The sequence below is a fragment of the Streptomyces luteolus genome (genome assembly GCF_029968015.1).
Lineage (GTDB): Bacteria > Actinomycetota > Actinomycetes > Streptomycetales > Streptomycetaceae > Streptomyces > Streptomyces luteolus.
The window spans coordinates 71,844-87,833 of the sequence record NZ_JASCIS010000032.1 but is presented as its reverse complement, the minus strand read 5'-3'; the positions used below and the strand labels follow the sequence as shown (position 1 = coordinate 87,833).

Sequence of the window (15,990 nt, the reverse complement as noted above, 5' to 3'; positions counted from 1 at the left end):
GGGCCCCGCCCGTGCCTCTGGCCCGGGGCCCCTCGTCGCGTACGAGCGGAGCTGTTACAGCTTCTCGATCACGTAGTCCACGCAGGCCGTGAGGGCCTCGACGTCCGCCGGGTCGATCGCCGGGAACATCGCGACGCGCAGCTGGTTGCGGCCCAGCTTGCGGTACGGCTCGGTGTCCACGATGCCGTTGGCGCGCAGCGCCTTGGCCACGGCGGCCGCGTCCACGTCGTCCGAGAAGTCGATCGTGCCGATGACCTGCGAGCGCTGCGCCGGGTCCGCGACGAAGGGGCTCGCGTACTTGGACTCCTCGGCCCAGCCGTAGAGCGTGCGCGAGGAGGTGGCCGTGCGGCGCACCGCCCAGTCGAGGCCGCCCTGGCCGTTGATCCAGTCCAGCTGCTCGGCGAGCAGGAACAGGGTGGCGAGCGCCGGGGTGTTGTACGTCTGGTTCTTGCGGGAGTTGTCGATCGCGGTGGGCAGCGAGAAGAACTCCGGCACGTGCCGGCCGCTTCCGTGGATCCGCTCGGCGCGCTCGATCGCGGCCGGGGAGAACGCGGCCAGCCACAGGCCGCCGTCCGCGGCGAAGGACTTCTGCGGCGCGAAGTAGTAGACGTCCGTCTCGGTGATGTCCACGGGCAGACCGCCCGCGCCGGAGGTGGCGTCCACCAGGACGAGCGAGCCCGCGTCGGCGCCCTCGACCCGCTTGATGGGGGCGGCGACACCGGTGGAGGTCTCGTTGTGCGTGTACGCGTACACGTCCACGCCCGACTCGGCCCGCGGGCTCGGGTGGGTGCCCGGCTCGCTCTGGATGACCGTGGGCTCGGCGAGCCACGGGGCCAGCTTGGCGGCCTTGGCGAACTTGGAGGAGAACTCGCCGAACGAGAGGTGCTGCGACTTGTTCTCGATCAGGCCGTGCGTCGCGACGTCCCAGAACGCGGTCGAGCCGCCGTTGCCGAGGACGACCTCGTAGCCCTCGGGGAGCTGGAAGAGGCTCTGGATGCCCTCGCGCACCCGGCCGACCAGGTTCTTGACCGGGGCCTGGCGGTGGGACGTTCCGAGCAGGGAGGTTCCGGTGGCGGCCAGAGCGTCGAGCGCTTCCGTACGCACCTTGGAGGGGCCCGCGCCGAAACGGCCGTCGGCGGGCTTGATGTCAGCGGGAATCTGGATCTCAGCCACGTCGGGAGCCTAGCGGGTCCCCGGACGGGGGGTTTGCGCGGTCCATCCCCCGAGACGGGACGTCCACGGACGGGAGGGGCGGGACGTCCACAGACGGAAACCGTTCGGCGCGGCGGTCGCGGTGACGCTGATGCCGCGGGCCGGTGCGCTGGGTGTGGTGACGATCCGCCTCGTCGCGGCGGCCGTGGTCCTGCTCCTGGTCTGCCGTCCTAAGGTGCGCGGCCACACGCGGGCCGACTGGGGCACGGTCCTGGTCTTCGGCGCGACGACGGCCGCCATGAACGGCCTCTTCTACCAGGCCGTCGCCCGTATCCAGCCTGGAACCGGCCATCGCGGCGACGGCGGGCTTCCTGATCCTCCATCAGGCCCTGTCCTGGACGGACGCGCTGGCCATCGCACTGGTGGTGGCGGCGAGCATCGGGGCGGTTCGGACGCAGGTGAGGGGGCTTTGCGGGAGGGGTGGGGCGGGGCGCGGACTCCGCGGGCCTCATACGCCGACGAGCCGGATCCGATCGCCGCGCAGCTTCGTCATGTCATCGACGTCGGAGGTCAGCATGACCACCGGGCGCTGTTGTCGCAGCGCGGCCTCGGCCACGGCGGCGTCGATGGCGTACTTGTGGCCGTGCAGGCCGGCCGCCATCAGCAGCGTCGAGGCTGCCTTCGCCTCCTCGTCGCCCACGGGGATGACGCGCAGGCCGGACAGGATCCAGTTCAAACGGGGCTTGTTCGTCCGCGCGTGGACGGCCTCGATGATGGTGAGCGCGGAGATCACCACCTCCATGCCTCGGGAGCGGGCTTCCGCGACCAGGGCGACGACTGTCTCGTCGTCGCCGAGCAGCTTGGAGAGCCCCTCGCTGTCGAGGATGAGGGTCCCCTCGTGACTCAGCCTGCGGCGGGCCACTGCCCCCCCTCGGCGAACCCCTCGGCGAACACCTCGTCGAAGACCTGCCGGGCCCGCTGTCGCGCCTGCTCGGAGACGGGGCCCTGGCGGCTCTCGTAATCCGCCAGATACTCGTCGAGCACCTGACCGCGCAGCTCCCGCTCGACGGCCGCGGCGATGTAGGCGGAGAACTCCCGCTTGCCGACCCGCGCCCGGATGGCCTCGGCGGTGCCCTCCGGCAGGGAGAGGCTGACCCGTGTCGAGGGCCCTTCGCCGATGCTGTACGTCGTCTCGGACATGGCTCCATTGTGTCAAAGGAGTAGGAAAAGAGAAACCGCGTCCAGGGCAGGGAAACCGCGTCCAGGGCTACGCGGCGCCGGGGCGCGTCCCGCGGTCCCGCTGGGCTTCCGCGAAGGCCTCGCGGAGTCGGCGCCCCATGGCCGCACTCTCCTCGTCGGTCACGTAGACGCCGAAGTGCTCAGCCAGGTAGGCGCGGGTCCATTCGGCCCGCTGATGACGTTCGTCGTCTGTGGTCACGGGGCCAGTATGTCCCGGCATCGACGCTGTTGTGTAGCGTCGGATTTTCCAAGCACGCTTGATTGTTTCCTGTGCCGCTGCCATGCTCACCGCACACCGCATACGTGAGGGGAACGCCCGTGCCCGACCCCGTGTACGTGCTCGACGACCTGCGTGACGAAAGTGCCGGACTCGACGCCCTCGTTGGGGAGTTGGGCCCGGAGGAGTGGGCCGGGGCCACGCCCGCGCCCGGGTGGAGTGTCGCTCACCAGATCGCGCATCTGGCCTGGACCGACCGGGCCGCCCTGCTCGCCGCCACCGACGCCGAGGGCTTCGCCCGCGAGGTGGAGAAGGCCGCCGCCGCGCCCGAGAGCTTCGTGGACGACGGGGCCGAGGAGCTGGCCGTACTCCCCCCGGGCGAGCTGCTCGCGCGCTGGCGGGACGGGCGCGAGGAGTTGCAGCGCGTACTCCGGGCGCGGCCCGCCGGGGAGCGGCTGCCCTGGTACGGGCCGCCGATGAGCGTCACCTCGATGGCCACCGCCCGCCTGATGGAGACCTGGGCGCACGGGCAGGACGTCGCGGACGCGCTCGGCGTGCACCGGGAACCCACCGCGCGCCTTCGGCACATCGCGCACATCGGCGTACGGACCCGGGACTTCGCGTTCGGGGTGCGCGGCCTGCCCGTACCGGCGGAGGAGTTCCGCGTCGAACTGGACAGCCCTGACGGCCAGTTGTGGGCGTACGGGCCCGAGGAGGCGCCGCAGCGCGTGACCGGATCCGCGCTCGACTTCTGTCTGCTCGTCACCCAGCGCGCCCACCGCGACGACCTCGACCTGCGCGCCGAGGGCGCCGACGCCGACCGCTGGCTGGACATCGCGCAGTGCTTCGCCGGGCTGCCGGGCAAGGGCCGGGCCCCGGGCGGTGCGCGGTGAGTCCCGCGCCGCTGCGCGTCGGCAACGCCTCGGGCTTCTACGGCGACCGCTTCGACGCCGTGAGGGAGATGCTCGCCGACGGCCCCCTCGACGTCCTGACCGGCGACTACCTCGCCGAGCTGACCCTGCTCATCCTCGGCCGCGACCGGCTGCGCGACCCCGGGCTCGGCTACGCCAAGACCTTTCTGCGGCAGGCCGAGGAATGCCTGGGGCTCGCGCACGAGCGCGGCGTACGGATCGTCGTCAACGCGGGTGGGCTGAATCCTGCCGGACTGGCCCTGAAGGTGAGGGAGTTGAGCCGGAAGGTCGGCGTTCCCGCCGCCGTCGCGCATGTCGAGGGGGACGACCTGTCCGGGCGCGGGGGCTGGGGCGAGGGCGTCCTCACCGCCAACGCGTACCTCGGCGGGCACGGCATCGCCGCCTGCCTGCGGGCCGGGGCGGACATCGTCGTCACCGGCCGCGTCACCGACGCCGCGCTCGTCACCGGCGCGGCGGCCGCGCACTTCGGGTGGGGGCCCGAGGCGTACGACGAGCTCGCGGGGGCCGTCGTCGCCGGGCACGTCCTGGAGTGCGGGACGCAGGCGACGGGCGGGAACTACGCGTTCTTCGACGAGGCGGGGCGCGACCCGGTGCGTGAACTGCGGCGCCCCGGCTTCCCGTTGGCGGAGATCCGGGCGGACGGGTCGAGCGTCATCACCAAGCACGACGGCACCGGCGGCTGGGTGGACCTCGGCACCGTCACCGCCCAGCTCCTCTACGAGACCGGCCCCGCCCGGTACGCGGGCCCCGACGTCACCGCCCGCCTCGACTCCGTACGCCTGACGCAGGACGGGCCCGACCGGGTGCGGATCGACGGGGTGCGCGGGGAGGCGCCGCCGCCGACGCTCAAGGTCGGCCTCAACCGGCTCGCCGGGTTCCGCAACGAGGTCGTGTTCGTGCTCACCGGGCTCGGCGTCGACACCAAGGCCGACCTCGTGCGCGCCCAGGTCGAGGACGCCTTCGACCGGGCCGAGTCCCGCCCCGCCGACGTGCGTTGGGAGCTGTCCCGCACCGACCGCGCCGACGCCGGGACCGAGGAGACCGCCAGTGCCCTGCTGCGGCTCCTCGTGCGCGACCCGGAGCAGGAGGCGGTCGGCCGGGCCGTTAGCGGCGCCGCGATCGAGCTGGCCCTCGGCAGCTACCCCGGCTTCCATGTCACGGCCCCGCCCGGCAAGGGCGCCCCGTACGGGGTGTTCCACGCCGCGTACGTCGAGCAGGGCGAGGTCCCGCACACCGCCGTGCTGCCCGACGGCTCCCGCGTGGACGTGCCGCCGCCCGCACGCACCCGGCCGCTTGAGGACGTCCCGGAACCCGCCCTGCCCGAGCCGCTGCCCGAGGGCCCGACCCGGCGGGTGCCGCTCGGCCTGGTCGCGGGGGCCCGCAGCGGCGACAAGGGCGGGGACGCCAACCTCGGCGTGTGGGTGCGTACGGAGGAGGCCTGGCGGTGGCTCGTCCATGAGCTGACTGTCGAGCGGCTCCGCCAACTCCTGCCGGAGACCGCAGAGTTGACCGTCGTGCGCCATGTGCTGCCGCATCTGCGCGCCGTGAACTTCGTCGTCGAGGGGCTGCTCGGTGACGGCGTGGCCGCGCAGGCGCGGTTCGATCCGCAGGCCAAGGGCCTGGGGGAGTGGCTGCGCTCCCGGCACGTCGACCTACCGGAGGTGCTGCTGTGACGGTGCTGCCGTCCTCGCTCGACCCCACCGACCCCGACCACACCGCCCACCGCGCCGCCATGCTCGACAAGATCGCCGAGCTGGAGGCCGAGCACGCCAAGGCGCTCGCGGGCGGCGGCGAGAAGTACGTGGAACGGCACCGGGGGCGCGGCAAGCTGCTCGCCCGCGAGCGGATCGAGCTGCTGCTCGACCCCGACACCCCGTTCCTGGAGCTGTCGCCGCTCGCCGCCTGGGGCAGTGATTACCACGTGGGTGCCGCCATGGTCTGCGGCATCGGGACCGTCGAGGGCGTCGAGTGCCTGATCACCGCCAACGACCCGACCGTACGCGGCGGGGCCAGCAACCCCTTGACGCTGAAGAAGGCGTTCCGCTCGCACGAGATCGGGCTCGCCAACCGCCTCCCGTCGATCCACCTCGTGGAGTCCGGCGGCGCCGACCTGCCCTCGCAGAAGGAGATCTTCATCCCGGGCGGGGCCCTCTTCAAACACCTCACGCAGTCGAGCGCGGCCGGCATCCCGACCGTCGCCGTGGTCTTCGGCAACTCCACCGCCGGAGGCGCGTACGTACCCGGCATGTGCGATCACGTGATCATGGTGAAGGAGCGGGCGAAGGTCTTCCTCGGCGGGCCGCCGCTGGTCAAGATGGCCACCGGCGAGGAGAGCGACGACGAGTCGCTCGGCGGCGCCGAGATGCACGCCCGCACCTCGGGCCTCGCGGACTACCTGGCCGCCGACGAGCCCGACGCGCTCCGCCAGGCCCGCCGCGTCGTCGCCCGCCTCAACTGGCGCAAGGCGTACGCCGATCCGGACCCGGTGGCCGTGAAGCCGCCGAAGTACGACCCCGAGGAACTCCTCGGCATCGTGCCCGGCGACCTCAAGATCCCGTTCGACCCGCGCGAGGTGATCGCCCGGATCGTCGACGGCTCGGACTTTGACGCGTTCAAGCCGCTGTACGGGTCGTCCCTGGTCACCGGGTGGGCGGCGCTGCACGGCTACCCGGTCGGGATCCTCGCCAACGCGCGGGGCGTGCTGTTCAGCGAGGAGTCGCAGAAGGCCGCCCAGTTCATCCAGCTGGCCAACCAGCGCGACATCCCGCTGCTCTTCCTGCACAACACCACCGGCTACATGGTCGGCAAGGAGTACGAGCAGGGCGGCATCATCAAGCACGGCGCGATGATGATCAACGCGGTCAGCAATTCCCGGGTGCCGCATCTGTCGGTGCTCATGGGCGCCTCGTACGGCGCCGGGCACTACGGCATGTGCGGCCGCGCCTACGACCCGCGCTTCCTGTTCGCCTGGCCGAGCGCCAAGTCCGCCGTCATGGGCCCGCAGCAGCTGGCCGGGGTCCTGTCCATCGTGGCCCGGCAGTCCGCCGCCGCGAAGGGCAAGCCGTACGACGAGGACGCGGACGCCGCCCTGCGCGCCATGGTCGAGCAGCAGATCGAGTCCGAGTCGCTGCCGATGTTCCTGTCCGGGCGGCTCTACGACGACGGCGTGATCGACCCGAGGGACACGCGGACGGTCCTCGGCATGTGCCTGTCCGCGATCCACACCGCCCCGTACGAGGGTGCGCGGGGTGGCTTCGGCGTCTTCCGGATGTGAGTGAAGTGACCATGATTTCAAGGTTGTTGGTGGCCAACCGGGGCGAGATCGCCTGCCGCGTCTTCCACACCTGCCGCGAACTCGGCATCGCCACGGTCGCCGTGCACTCCGACGCCGACGCGGACGCCCTGCACGTACGCGAGGCCGACGCGGCCGTACGGCTGCCGGGCTCCGCCCCCGCCGACACGTATCTGCGCGGCGACCTGATCGTGAAGGCCGCGCAGGCCGCCGGGGCCGACGCCGTGCACCCCGGCTACGGCTTCCTGTCCGAGAACGCCGACTTCGCGCGGGCCGTCACGGACGCGGGCCTGCTGTGGATCGGCCCGCCGCCCGAGGCGATCGAGGCGATGGCGTCGAAGACGCGGGCCAAGGAGCTGATGGGCATCGCGCCGCTTGCCGAGGTCACCGAGGCCGACCTGCCGGTCCTCGTGAAGGCGGCGGCGGGCGGCGGCGGACGCGGCATGCGGGTCGTACGCCAACTGGCCTTTCTGGAGCAGGAGTTGGAGGCCGCCGGGGCTGAAGCCGCGAGTGCGTTCGGGGACGGGGAGGTGTTCGTCGAGCCGTACGTGGAGGGCGGGCGGCACGTCGAGGTGCAGCTGCTCGCGGACCGGCACGGCACGGTGTGGCCGCTCGGCACCCGCGACTGCTCACTCCAGCGCCGCCACCAGAAGGTCATCGAGGAGGCCCCGGCGCCCGGCCTCGACCCGTCCCTGGTGGAGACGCTGTACGAGCAGGCGGTGCGCGCCGCGCGGGCCACCGGGTACGTGGGCGCGGGCACGGTGGAGTTCCTCGTCGGGCGGGACGGCACGGCCCAGTTCCTGGAGATGAACACTCGCCTCCAGGTCGAACACCCCGTCACCGAGGCCGTGTTCGGGCTCGACCTGGTCGCCCTCCAGCTCCGCGTGGCCGAGGGGTCGGCCCTTGAGCTGGAGCCGCCCGCCCCACGCGGGCACGCGGTCGAGGCGCGCCTGTACGCCGAGGACCCGGCGAACGGCTTCGCCCCGCAGACGGGCCTGCTGCACCGGTTTTCCGTGGAAGGCGTGCGGGTCGACACGGGCTGCGCGGACGGCGACACCATCGGCGTCCACTACGACCCGATGCTCGCCAAGGCCGTCGCCCACGCCCCGACCCGCGCGGAGGCACTGCGCCGCCTGGCCGGGGCCCTGGAGCGGGCCGAGGTGCACGGACCGGTCACGAACCGCGACTTCCTCGTACGGTCGCTCCGGCACCCGGAGTTCGCCGCCGCCCGCATGGACACCGGCTTCTACGACCGCCACCTGGACGCGCTCACCGCTCCCGCCCTCGACCCGTACGCCCCCCTCGCCGCCGCGCTCGCCGACGCGCACGGCCGGTCCCGCTTCGGCGGCTTCCGCAACCTGCACTCGCAGGACCAGGTCAAGCGGTACCGGAGCGAGCCGGACGGGGCCGAGCACGAGGTGCGGTACCGGCACACGCGGGCGGGCCTCGACGCGGACGGGGTGCGGGTCCTTCAGGTACGTCCGGATCTCGTCCTGCTCGAAGTAGCGGGCGTACGGCGGCAGTTCAGGGTCTCCTCGTACCCGGACGGCCGCGTCCACGTGAACGGCGCCGCGCTCACCGCCCTGCCCCGCTTCCCCGACGCCACCGCCGACCAGGCCCCCGGCTCCCTGCTCGCGCCCATGCCCGGCACCGTCGTACGGCTCGCGGAGGGCCTCACGGAAGGCGCCGAGGTCCGGGCCGGGCAGCCCCTGCTCTGGCTGGAGGCGATGAAGATGGAGCACCGCGTCACCGCTCCCGCCTCCGGCAAGCTCACCGCGCTCCACGCCGCACCCGGCCGCCAGGTCGAGGTCGGCGCCCTGCTCGCCGTCGTACAGGAGGAGAAAGAGTCATGACCGCCACCCTGGAAACCGAGGAGCACCAGCAACTGCGCGCCGCCGTCGCCGTGCTCGGCAAACGGTACGGCCGCGACTACATGACCAAGGTCGTCCGCGAGGGCGGCCACCCCGAGGAGCTGTGGGCGGAGGCGGCGAAGCTCGGCTACCTGGGGGTGAGCCTGCCGGAGTCGTACGGGGGTGGAGGCGGCGGGATAGCCGAACTGTCCATCGTGCTTGAGGAGTTGGGGGCGGCGGGCAGCCCGCTGCTCATGATGGTGGTGTCCCCCGCGATCTGCGGGACGGTCATCGCCCGCTTCGGCACGGACGAGCAGAAGCGGGCCTGGCTGCCGGGTCTCGCCGACGGCACCCGCACGATGGCCTTCGGCATCACGGAACCCGACGCGGGCTCCAACTCGCACCGCATCACGACGACGGCCCGCCGTGACGGCACCTCCGGTGACTGGGTCCTGACGGGGCGCAAGGTCTTCATCTCCGGCGTGGACATCGCCGACGCGACCCTGATCGTGGGCCGCACGGAGGACGCCCGTACGGGCCGCCTCAAGCCCTGCCTGTTCATCGTCCCCCGGGACGCGCCGGGCTTCCAGCGCCACCAGATCGACATGGAGGTCCAGGCCCCGGAGAAGCAGTTCGAGCTGGTCCTGGACGAGGTCCGGCTCCCGGCGGACGCACTGGTCGGCGACGAGGACGCGGGCCTGCTGCAACTCTTCGCGGGCCTCAACCCGGAGCGCGTCATGACGGCCGCGTTCGCGATCGGCATGGGCCGGTACGCGGTCGCGCGGGCGGTGGCGTACGCGAAGGAACGCCAGGTCTGGCGGGACCCGATCGGCGCCCACCAGTCGATCGCCCACCCCCTGGCCAAGTCCCACATCGACCTGGAACTGGCCCGCCTGATGATGCAGAAGGCGGCGCATCTGTACGACGTCGGGGACGACGTGGGTGCGGGCGAGGCGGCCAACATGGCGAAGTTCGCGGCGGCGGACGCGTGCGTCCAGGCGGTCGACCAGGCGGTGCACACGTTGGGGGGCAATGGGCTGACGCGCGAGTACGGGTTGGCCTCGCTGATCACGGCGGCCCGAGTGGCCCGGATCGCTCCGGTGAGCCGCGACATGATCCTCAACTATGTGTCACATCAGTCGCTGGGGCTGCCCAAGTCGTACTGATCCTCAAGGCGTCCGCGCTCAGAACTGCTGCTGTTCCACTCCCGGCGGAAGGAAGCAAGGTGTGGTGACGGAGAGGCGGATGGTGTCCGGCGGCTTCACCGAGTCCGCGATGATGAAGCTGCCCTCCTTGTCGTTCTTGCCGTACAGGATGGCCTCGGGCACCTCGGGGCGCTCGGTGTGGCCGGTGATGCGCACTCCATGGCCTTCGAGCGCCTTGCGCACCTTGCGGATGGTGTCGATGTGCTGGGCCTGCGGGAGCTTGACGTAGGTGGCGTAGACCAGGATGTACCGCCCGTCCTCCGGGACCTCGTCGTTCTTGCCGACGCAGTCCTGGAAGTTCGTCCTTGGGGCCGGATCGTCGGTGATCTTCACCTCTCCGTAATGGGCCATGGCCGCGGTGTACTCCTTGGCCCAGGCCAGGGCGTCAGCGCGGCTCTTGCGCGGCAGAGGCTTGTTGATGTCTTGCTGGGACATGCAGGCTCCGGTGAGGAGGACGGACAGGAGGGTCAGGATGGCTACCGGGGTGCGTCTGCGGTGCTCAGCCATTGTGCTGCCCCGGCGGTACGTACTCCTCGGGCTGTTGGCCGGCGATGATCCGGCCCTGGTTGGCCAGGCTCTGGCTGCCGTCGTCCCAGTAACCGCTGTGGCCGCTGGTGTCGGTCTCGAACCGGGTTCCGCCCCAGTCGGGGTGGGTCGGTCCGCGGCCGAGGGACAGACCCTGGGCCCAGCCGATGCCGTCGTCCGGAGCCTGGCCGAAGTAGACGTTGTCGGTGTTGAGTTGGCCGGCCCGGTCCACGGTCATGCCGGGGCTGCCGACCACGGCGATGTTGTCCGCGTCCAGACCTTCGCCGCCGGACGCCGCGGCCCCTACGGTGGTACTTCCGTAGCTGTGCCCCATGACGGTGAGGTTCGCCCGCTCTCCCTCGTGGGAGGCGCGCAGACCGTGGGTGAAGTCCCGCAGGGGCTGGGCACCGTCCTCGGCCCGGCCGGGTCCGGCGACGTCGGTGTTCGCGGCTTCCATGAGGGGCGCCTCCGGGGCGTCGTACCCCAGCCAGTACACGGTGGAGGTGGACGCCGACGAGTCCGCGTTCTCCGCCGCGTCCTGGAGTTTGCCGATACGGGTCAGCTGGCCGCCGGTGGAATCCATCGTGGTGGAGGTTCCGGGGACCTGGACCGCGACATTGTCAGCGGTGTCCGGGTTGCCCATCGCGATCACGGCTTTCCCGTCGCCGCCCGCGTCGTGGTTGAGCAGGTACAGCTGCTTGCTCTCGGGGGCGCCGTCCCGCTTGTCGAGTTCCGCCTTCAGGGTCTGCAGATTGTGCAGGCGGTCGTCGTTGCCGGGGACCGCGTAGGCGTCCCCGCGCTGCAAGGCGTTCAGCTCCTGCTCCATGCTGAGCCGGTTGGCGTCGTCGCGGACGTCGGAGGGCAGGCCGTCGGCGGCGCCGATCCTGCCCGGGTAGAGGGTCGCGTACTCCCGTTGCTGGTCGGCGTCCAGGCCCTTCCACCACTCGGCTGCGGCTTTGGGGTCGTCGGGTACCTTCGGGCCCTTCAGCCCCAGTTGGTCCATCACCTTGTCCGCGTCGCGTGCGGACTCGGCTGCCATCTGCTTGTTCTTGTGGTCGAGGATTTCGCCGTCGAGCTCCGCCAGGGCCTTCTGCCCCTCGCCGCTGGCGCGCAGCGCCTCGTCGACCGCCCGGTTGATCGCCACCTGGTAGTCCTGGAGCAGGGCTTCCTTGGTCTGGCGCTCGTGGCGGGTCTCGTCACTCTCGTCCGGCTGCGGTTCCTCCCACTGCTTCGGGAGCCGGACGTTTCCGTCGTCGTCGATCCTGAAGTGCTGGGCCTCCGCGTCGTTGACGACGGCACGCAGGTCCTTCTGCGCCTGCTCCATGCGATGCCGGGTCGTGTCGATCACCTTGGTGATCGCCATCGCCTCGGTCTGCACGATCTGAACCCTGGTCTCGATGTCCTCCAGGAAGCGCAGCGCGTTCTTCGCGTCGTCGCCCTCCCAGTTCGCGTGCAGCGGGCCCGTGACCTTGGTGCGGTGCGTGTCGAAGGCGTCGTGCATCTTCCGGGACAGCTTCTCCCAGGAGTTGCCGGCGGCCTTGAGGTCCGAGAAGTCCTGCTTGAACAGGAGACTGAAGTACGAAGGCACAGCCGATCACCCGAAGTCGTTGAAGCGGTCAGGAGTGGGACCTTCGTTGCGCGCAGGACCACCCCGGATCTCATCAGGGTCGACGCTCGGCGTCACGGGCCGCGCGTTGCGCATGTCTTCGGCGGTCCAGTTGGCGCCGGGGTCGCGTTCCGCGGCGTGGCCCGCTGCGCCGGGTGTGTACGTCGGCGTGATGGGTTGTGCGTTGCGCATGTCTTCGGCGGTCCAGTTGGCGCCGGGGTCGCGTTCCGCGGCGTGCCCTGCCGCGCCGGGTGTGTACGTCGGCGTGATGGGCTGCGCGTCGAGCATCTCCCCCGTGGTCCAGCTCGCACGCGGATCCCGTTCCGCGGCGTGCCCTTCGGCCTCCGGCGTGTACGTCGGCATGGCCGGCTTGGCGTCCATGAAGTCGTCGAGGCCGGGCCGCGTGGGACCGCCCGGTATTGGCCCAGTGCCGGGTCCGGCAGGGGCCGACATCGTCTGGATCCCCGGCCCGGCCGAGGCGGGCGCCGAAGCGATCACGCCACCGCCCGTTCCGTCGAAGGCCTCGAAGTCGCCGGCGACCAACTCTTCGTTCCACTTATGGGTCTTGGCCGTCTCGTGCAGATTGAACGAGCCCGTGTCCATACGGTGGTACAGACCGCTGAGTCCGGTCTCCCAGCTCTCCTCGATCTCCTTGAGCTCCGCGCCGACGGCCCATCCCTCCAAGGAGCCCGCCGCGGCTTTGGTGTCCGCGACGGCCTTGTCGATCGGTCCCTTGATCTCCTCGGCGACGGAGTGCTGCGCACTCCCGGCCGCATGCAGATCCGATGGCGACGCTCGCAACTTACCGGCCACCCGTACCGCCTCCCCCATGCTCGTCGAACCAGCTGGTGCAGGCTAGCAAGAGTGATCGTCGAACTGATGCGCGCAGGGAGTCAGGCGGAGAAATCCCCACCCTTGACGGCCCCGACGAAGGACGCCCAGGCGGCCGACTCGAAGACGAGGACCGGCCCTTGGGCGTTCTTGCTGTCTCGGACGGGGATGTGGGTGGGGTAGTCGTCGGAGATCTCGATGCAGTTGCCGCCGTCCTGGTTGCTGTACGACGACTTGCGCCATGTGACCGCGCTCAGGTCGATGGATCGCACTGGGCTTCCTCCAACATCTGCGTGATGAACTTCCGCGACGCGGTAGGGGTGAGAGCCAGGTCGCGCACCGCATCGTAACTGAGCTGTAGCTGCTCAACAGTGTCGGTTTTCTCGATGAGTTCGCCCGAGTATCCGGTCTCTACCCAGGCCACCGTGCGGCCCCCCGGGGACCGCAGAAACATGGTGTCGGTGTTGATCAGGGCGTGCAGCCCGGCGGAGTGCTCCATGACGTGGATCGTCACGTTGGAGCGCTCGCTCATGTGCAGTAGGTGCTCAAGTTGTGCGCGCCAGTGGCCGGGTTTCGCGAGCGGGGTGCGCAGCACTGTCTCGGAGAGGATCGCGCGGAACCGGGGTGCGCCGTCCTCCACGAGCAGCGCACTGCGGCCTATGCGGGCTTCGACCTGTCGCGTCAGATCGTCGCCGGTGAGCCCGCCCGTCGAGAGCAGGGCCCGGGCGTAGTCCGAGGTCTGCAACAGGCCGGGCAGGATGTCCGGGGAGTACTGCCACAAACTCAACGCCTCCGCCTCCAACATCATGTACCGCCGGTACTTCTCCCGGAACTGCGTCGGGTCGCCCAACGCGCACTCCCACAGCGTGAGCAGCAAGATGCCCGTGCCGTAGTGCTCGTCCAGGGCCTGGACGACCTCCGGGCCGCCCAGGGTCTCCCCGCTCTCCATCTTGTGGAACAACGACCAGTCCCAGCCCAGCTGTTCGCCGAGTTGGCGCAGGCTCGCGCCGCTCTCCGCGCGTAGGGACTGCAGCTCCTCCGCGAACCGCTGCCGGGGTTCCCGGCTCCGGCTCGTGATCACACGCCTGGTCGGCATGACGCGCTCCTCTGTGGAAGGTGTGGAATTTGGGCCGCCCGGTGTGGAATTTGGACTCGTTGGCCGTGTCCGATCGCTGGTCTCAGTCCATATTCGTGATGACCGGAACACGCACGGTAGTCCAACCCTTGTACGCAGTACGGGCGTTGGCGGAACGGAGCATGCCCATGCCCACTTCAGACGGTCGGCTGAGCGCGGAGGAGAAGATCCGGGCCGCCGAGCTCGCGCGCGACGAACTGCGCGACGCGCTCGCGAAAGCCGGGGTGAAACTGCCGTCCCTCGGGCTCGACATCGCGTCCTGCGTCGGTCCCGCCCCGCTCGCCCTGATCGAACTGGGCCGCTGCAACATCGCGACCGCCCGCGCGCTCGCCGCGGCGCTGCGATGTGCGACCACCTGAAGACCGAGCAGCGCGACGGCAAGACGTACTGCCGTGGCTGCGGGCGGCAGATCTACCTGTAAGCGCCCACGTAAGTACCCCCGCGACGGTGACAGCCGTCCGGGGGCGTGGCTCATCAGTTAAGGACGAGACGAACATGACCGACGTTATCGTGCGCGCCCTCACGCGCTTGTGCTCTTTGCTGTTTCCCGCCCGAGGGGAACACCGCGCCACCGCCGTGCCCGAACCGGTGCCCGTCCCGAGGCCCCGTGTTCGACGGCCGTACCACCAGAAGCCGTACGCCGTCGATCCCGCCGCGTGGAACCCGTACACGGGCATGAGCGGTCTCGTACGCCCGTACATCGATCTGACGCCGGTCGAGGAAGTGTCCGGGTGCGGGAGGCGGTGTCCCGTTCAGTCCTCGTGGGGCCAGAAGTCGGGGAGGGTGTAGCGGAAGGTGTTGGTGGCGTGCCATTCGTGGTTGCCGGCGACCCAGGCGGCCAGGCCGGTGAGGTAGCGGCCGAGGACGGCGTCGGGGAACTGGGCGCGCAGTTGGGCGCTCTCGGTTTCGAACTGGCCCGTGATCTCGTTGTGGACGTCGAGGGCCTTGAGATAGGCCTCGCGTTCGGGGAGTTCTTCGCGGCGGCCGATGACGACGGGCAGGTTGAGGTGGGGGCGCGGGGAGCGCTTCTCCTTGGTGTAGGAGTACAGGTCGTTGACCAGGGTGGCGGCGTTCCCGGCGAGGGCGGTCAGGCGCTGGAGGGCGGGGAGGGCCTGGAGCGGGGCGGGGAGTTCGTAGCCGGCGACCAGATCGGTGAGGGTCAGGCAGGGCCGGAAGTTGTTGAACTGGCGCATCACCAGGTACTCCCAGACGTCCGGAACCGTGTCGTCCAGGCTCCAGGCGGCTTCGGCCAGGTAGCCGAGGTGGAGGCGCCCCAGGTCGTGGCGGAGCCGGTCCAGCTGGGCGGGCGCGGCCCATGGTGCGGCGTGCTCGATGGCCGACTGGTAGGCCCTCAACGGGGCGTCCGCCCGCAGCCCCTCGCGCCAGTGCGCCGCGTATCCGGGGGTGGTGTGCAGGGGGTCGAGTGCGGAGTGGGCGATCAGGAGACGGGCGCCGAGCCCTTCGGGGGAGCCGCCGTGGTCCTCGCAGTAGCAGTCGTCGACGACGTTCTCGGCGACCAGGAGGCGAGCCGCGACGACCAGGCGGTCGAGATCCGCGTGGTCGGGGTGCCCGAGGCAGACGGCGCGTCCGAAGCCGAAGCCCTCGAACTGGTCGTCCCACTTCGCCGGGACGAGGTCGAGTTCCTGCGCCCATTCCTTGGCGCGGCGGTCCACCTCGGCGACCAGCGCAGGGTCCGGCTGGACGGCCGGCTGGAAACGCAGGCCCGGGATGGGGCGTACCGGCTGCTCACCGGACGGCGTGTGCGCGGGCGCTGCTGACGCCTCATCGGCGGGTGGCGCCTCGATGATGCGCAGACCGGCGGTTCCCATGCCGGTCGGCCCGAGCGGGATGCTGGATGCCACGGTGGTCAGTTCCCTTCGGAGCGGGATGCGGTGGGGCGGCGGGCTGAGGTGCCGCGGGCGGGCTGCCCGGCGCCGGGGTGTGCCGGGGTGTGCCGGGCAGCGTGGCGTGTCATGGATGCGCCGGCGCCTTGAGATGCGCCGGCA

At 71.0% G+C, this 15,990-nt stretch carries 16 protein-coding genes and 1 pseudogene; 7 read left to right on the top strand and 10 right to left on the bottom strand.

Annotated elements, in window-relative coordinates; translation table 11 throughout:
* Positions 1-54: 54 nt before the first annotated feature.
* Entirely contained in the window at positions 55-1,173 is a 1,119-nt protein-coding gene (gene serC / locus QIT00_RS26980) for a phosphoserine transaminase (protein ID WP_282538009.1), read from the bottom strand.
* A 130-nt stretch (positions 1,174-1,303) separates the two neighbouring features.
* On the opposite strand from serC, the pseudogene QIT00_RS39010 reads away from it, so the two are divergent.
* Positions 1,304-1,495: pseudogene (locus QIT00_RS39010) on the top strand (EamA family transporter); the annotation flags it as partial.
* Between the two features lie 165 nt (positions 1,496-1,660).
* Here QIT00_RS39010 and QIT00_RS26970 read toward each other — a convergent pair.
* The 3 genes from QIT00_RS26970 to QIT00_RS26960 all read right to left on the bottom strand — a co-directional run bounded on the left by QIT00_RS26970 (position 1,661) and on the right by QIT00_RS26960 (position 2,590).
* The gene (locus tag QIT00_RS26970; RefSeq protein ID WP_282538008.1) at positions 1,661-2,074 is read right to left on the bottom strand and encodes a DNA-binding protein; all 414 of its coding nucleotides are present in this window, start codon (positions 2,072-2,074) and stop codon (positions 1,661-1,663) included.
* The gene (locus tag QIT00_RS26965) at positions 2,056-2,352 is read right to left on the bottom strand and encodes a hypothetical protein (RefSeq protein ID WP_282538007.1); all 297 of its coding nucleotides are present in this window, start codon (positions 2,350-2,352) and stop codon (positions 2,056-2,058) included. The genes QIT00_RS26970 and QIT00_RS26965 overlap by 19 nt, the downstream gene beginning before the upstream one ends.
* 67 nt (positions 2,353-2,419) lie before the next feature.
* A complete protein-coding gene (locus QIT00_RS26960; RefSeq protein WP_282538006.1) occupies positions 2,420-2,590 on the bottom strand; it encodes a hypothetical protein in 171 nt (56 codons plus the stop codon).
* A 119-nt stretch (positions 2,591-2,709) separates the two neighbouring features.
* Here QIT00_RS26960 and QIT00_RS26955 point away from each other — a divergent pair, with 119 nt between their 5' ends.
* From QIT00_RS26955 to QIT00_RS26935, 5 genes are read left to right on the top strand one after another with little or no spacing between them, the layout of a single operon-like run.
* Positions 2,710-3,501, top strand: coding sequence for a TIGR03084 family metal-binding protein (locus QIT00_RS26955; protein ID WP_282538005.1), 792 nt, complete (start codon positions 2,710-2,712; stop codon positions 3,499-3,501).
* Positions 3,498-5,213 carry an acyclic terpene utilization AtuA family protein gene (locus QIT00_RS26950; protein ID WP_282538004.1) on the top strand — a complete coding sequence of 572 codons (1,716 nt, stop codon included), beginning with the start codon at positions 3,498-3,500 and terminating at the stop codon, positions 5,211-5,213. The genes QIT00_RS26955 and QIT00_RS26950 overlap by 4 nt, the downstream gene beginning before the upstream one ends.
* A complete protein-coding gene (locus QIT00_RS26945; RefSeq protein WP_282538003.1) occupies positions 5,210-6,814 on the top strand; it encodes an acyl-CoA carboxylase subunit beta in 1,605 nt (534 codons plus the stop codon). The genes QIT00_RS26950 and QIT00_RS26945 overlap by 4 nt, the downstream gene beginning before the upstream one ends.
* 11 nt (positions 6,815-6,825) lie before the next feature.
* Positions 6,826-8,685 (top strand): acetyl/propionyl/methylcrotonyl-CoA carboxylase subunit alpha, encoded by a 1,860-nt coding sequence (locus QIT00_RS26940; RefSeq protein WP_282538002.1) that lies wholly within the window; start codon positions 6,826-6,828, stop codon positions 8,683-8,685.
* Positions 8,682-9,848, top strand: coding sequence for an acyl-CoA dehydrogenase family protein (locus QIT00_RS26935; RefSeq protein ID WP_282538001.1), 1,167 nt, complete (start codon positions 8,682-8,684; stop codon positions 9,846-9,848). The genes QIT00_RS26940 and QIT00_RS26935 overlap by 4 nt, the downstream gene beginning before the upstream one ends.
* Positions 9,849-9,866: 18 nt before the next feature.
* Here QIT00_RS26935 and QIT00_RS26930 read toward each other — a convergent pair whose 3' ends face one another.
* From QIT00_RS26930 to QIT00_RS26910, 5 genes are all read right to left on the bottom strand, one after another.
* Entirely contained in the window at positions 9,867-10,322 is a 456-nt protein-coding gene (locus tag QIT00_RS26930; protein ID WP_282538000.1) for a hypothetical protein, read from the bottom strand.
* Positions 10,323-10,386: 64 nt separating this feature from the next.
* On the bottom strand, positions 10,387-12,000 hold the full coding sequence (locus QIT00_RS26925; RefSeq protein WP_282537999.1) for an alpha/beta hydrolase: 1,614 nt from the start codon (positions 11,998-12,000) through the stop codon (positions 10,387-10,389).
* A gap of 6 nt (positions 12,001-12,006) precedes the next feature.
* The gene (locus tag QIT00_RS26920; protein ID WP_282537998.1) at positions 12,007-12,831 is read right to left on the bottom strand and encodes a hypothetical protein; all 825 of its coding nucleotides are present in this window, start codon (positions 12,829-12,831) and stop codon (positions 12,007-12,009) included.
* An 80-nt stretch (positions 12,832-12,911) separates the two neighbouring features.
* Positions 12,912-13,121, bottom strand: coding sequence for a DUF397 domain-containing protein (locus tag QIT00_RS26915; RefSeq protein ID WP_282537997.1), 210 nt, complete (start codon positions 13,119-13,121; stop codon positions 12,912-12,914).
* Positions 13,103-13,945, bottom strand: a complete 843-nt coding sequence (locus QIT00_RS26910) for a helix-turn-helix domain-containing protein (protein WP_282537996.1) — start codon at positions 13,943-13,945, stop codon at positions 13,103-13,105. The genes QIT00_RS26915 and QIT00_RS26910 overlap by 19 nt, the downstream gene beginning before the upstream one ends.
* Before the next feature lie 167 nt (positions 13,946-14,112).
* On the opposite strand from QIT00_RS26910, the gene QIT00_RS26905 reads away from it, so the two are divergent.
* Positions 14,113-14,343 carry a hypothetical protein gene (locus QIT00_RS26905; protein WP_282537995.1) on the top strand — a complete coding sequence of 77 codons (231 nt, stop codon included), beginning with the start codon at positions 14,113-14,115 and terminating at the stop codon, positions 14,341-14,343.
* Positions 14,344-14,736: 393 nt separating this feature from the next.
* Here the strand turns inward: QIT00_RS26905 and QIT00_RS26900 are convergent, their stop codons facing one another.
* Positions 14,737-15,846: a family 2 encapsulin nanocompartment cargo protein terpene cyclase gene (locus QIT00_RS26900; protein ID WP_282537994.1), complete on the bottom strand. Its 1,110-nt coding sequence runs from the start codon at positions 15,844-15,846 to the stop codon at positions 14,737-14,739.
* Between the last annotated feature and the right edge of the window lie 144 nt (positions 15,847-15,990).

What these genes read in the sequence shown, in the direction of transcription:
- QIT00_RS26965 (WP_282538007.1), bottom strand. Translation starts at nt 2,352, where the DNA reads ATGTCCGAGACGACGTACAGCATCGGCGAAGGGCCCTCGACACGGGTC.
- QIT00_RS26940 (WP_282538002.1), top strand. Translation starts at nt 6,826, where the DNA reads ATGATTTCAAGGTTGTTGGTGGCCAACCGGGGCGAGATCGCCTGCCGC.
- QIT00_RS26935 (WP_282538001.1), top strand. Translation starts at nt 8,682, where the DNA reads ATGACCGCCACCCTGGAAACCGAGGAGCACCAGCAACTGCGCGCCGCC.
- QIT00_RS26930 (WP_282538000.1), bottom strand. Translation starts at nt 10,322, where the DNA reads ATGTCCCAGCAAGACATCAACAAGCCTCTGCCGCGCAAGAGCCGCGCT.
- QIT00_RS26910 (WP_282537996.1), bottom strand. Translation starts at nt 13,945, where the DNA reads ATGCCGACCAGGCGTGTGATCACGAGCCGGAGCCGGGAACCCCGGCAG.
- QIT00_RS26905 (WP_282537995.1), top strand. Translation starts at nt 14,113, where the DNA reads ATGCCCACTTCAGACGGTCGGCTGAGCGCGGAGGAGAAGATCCGGGCC.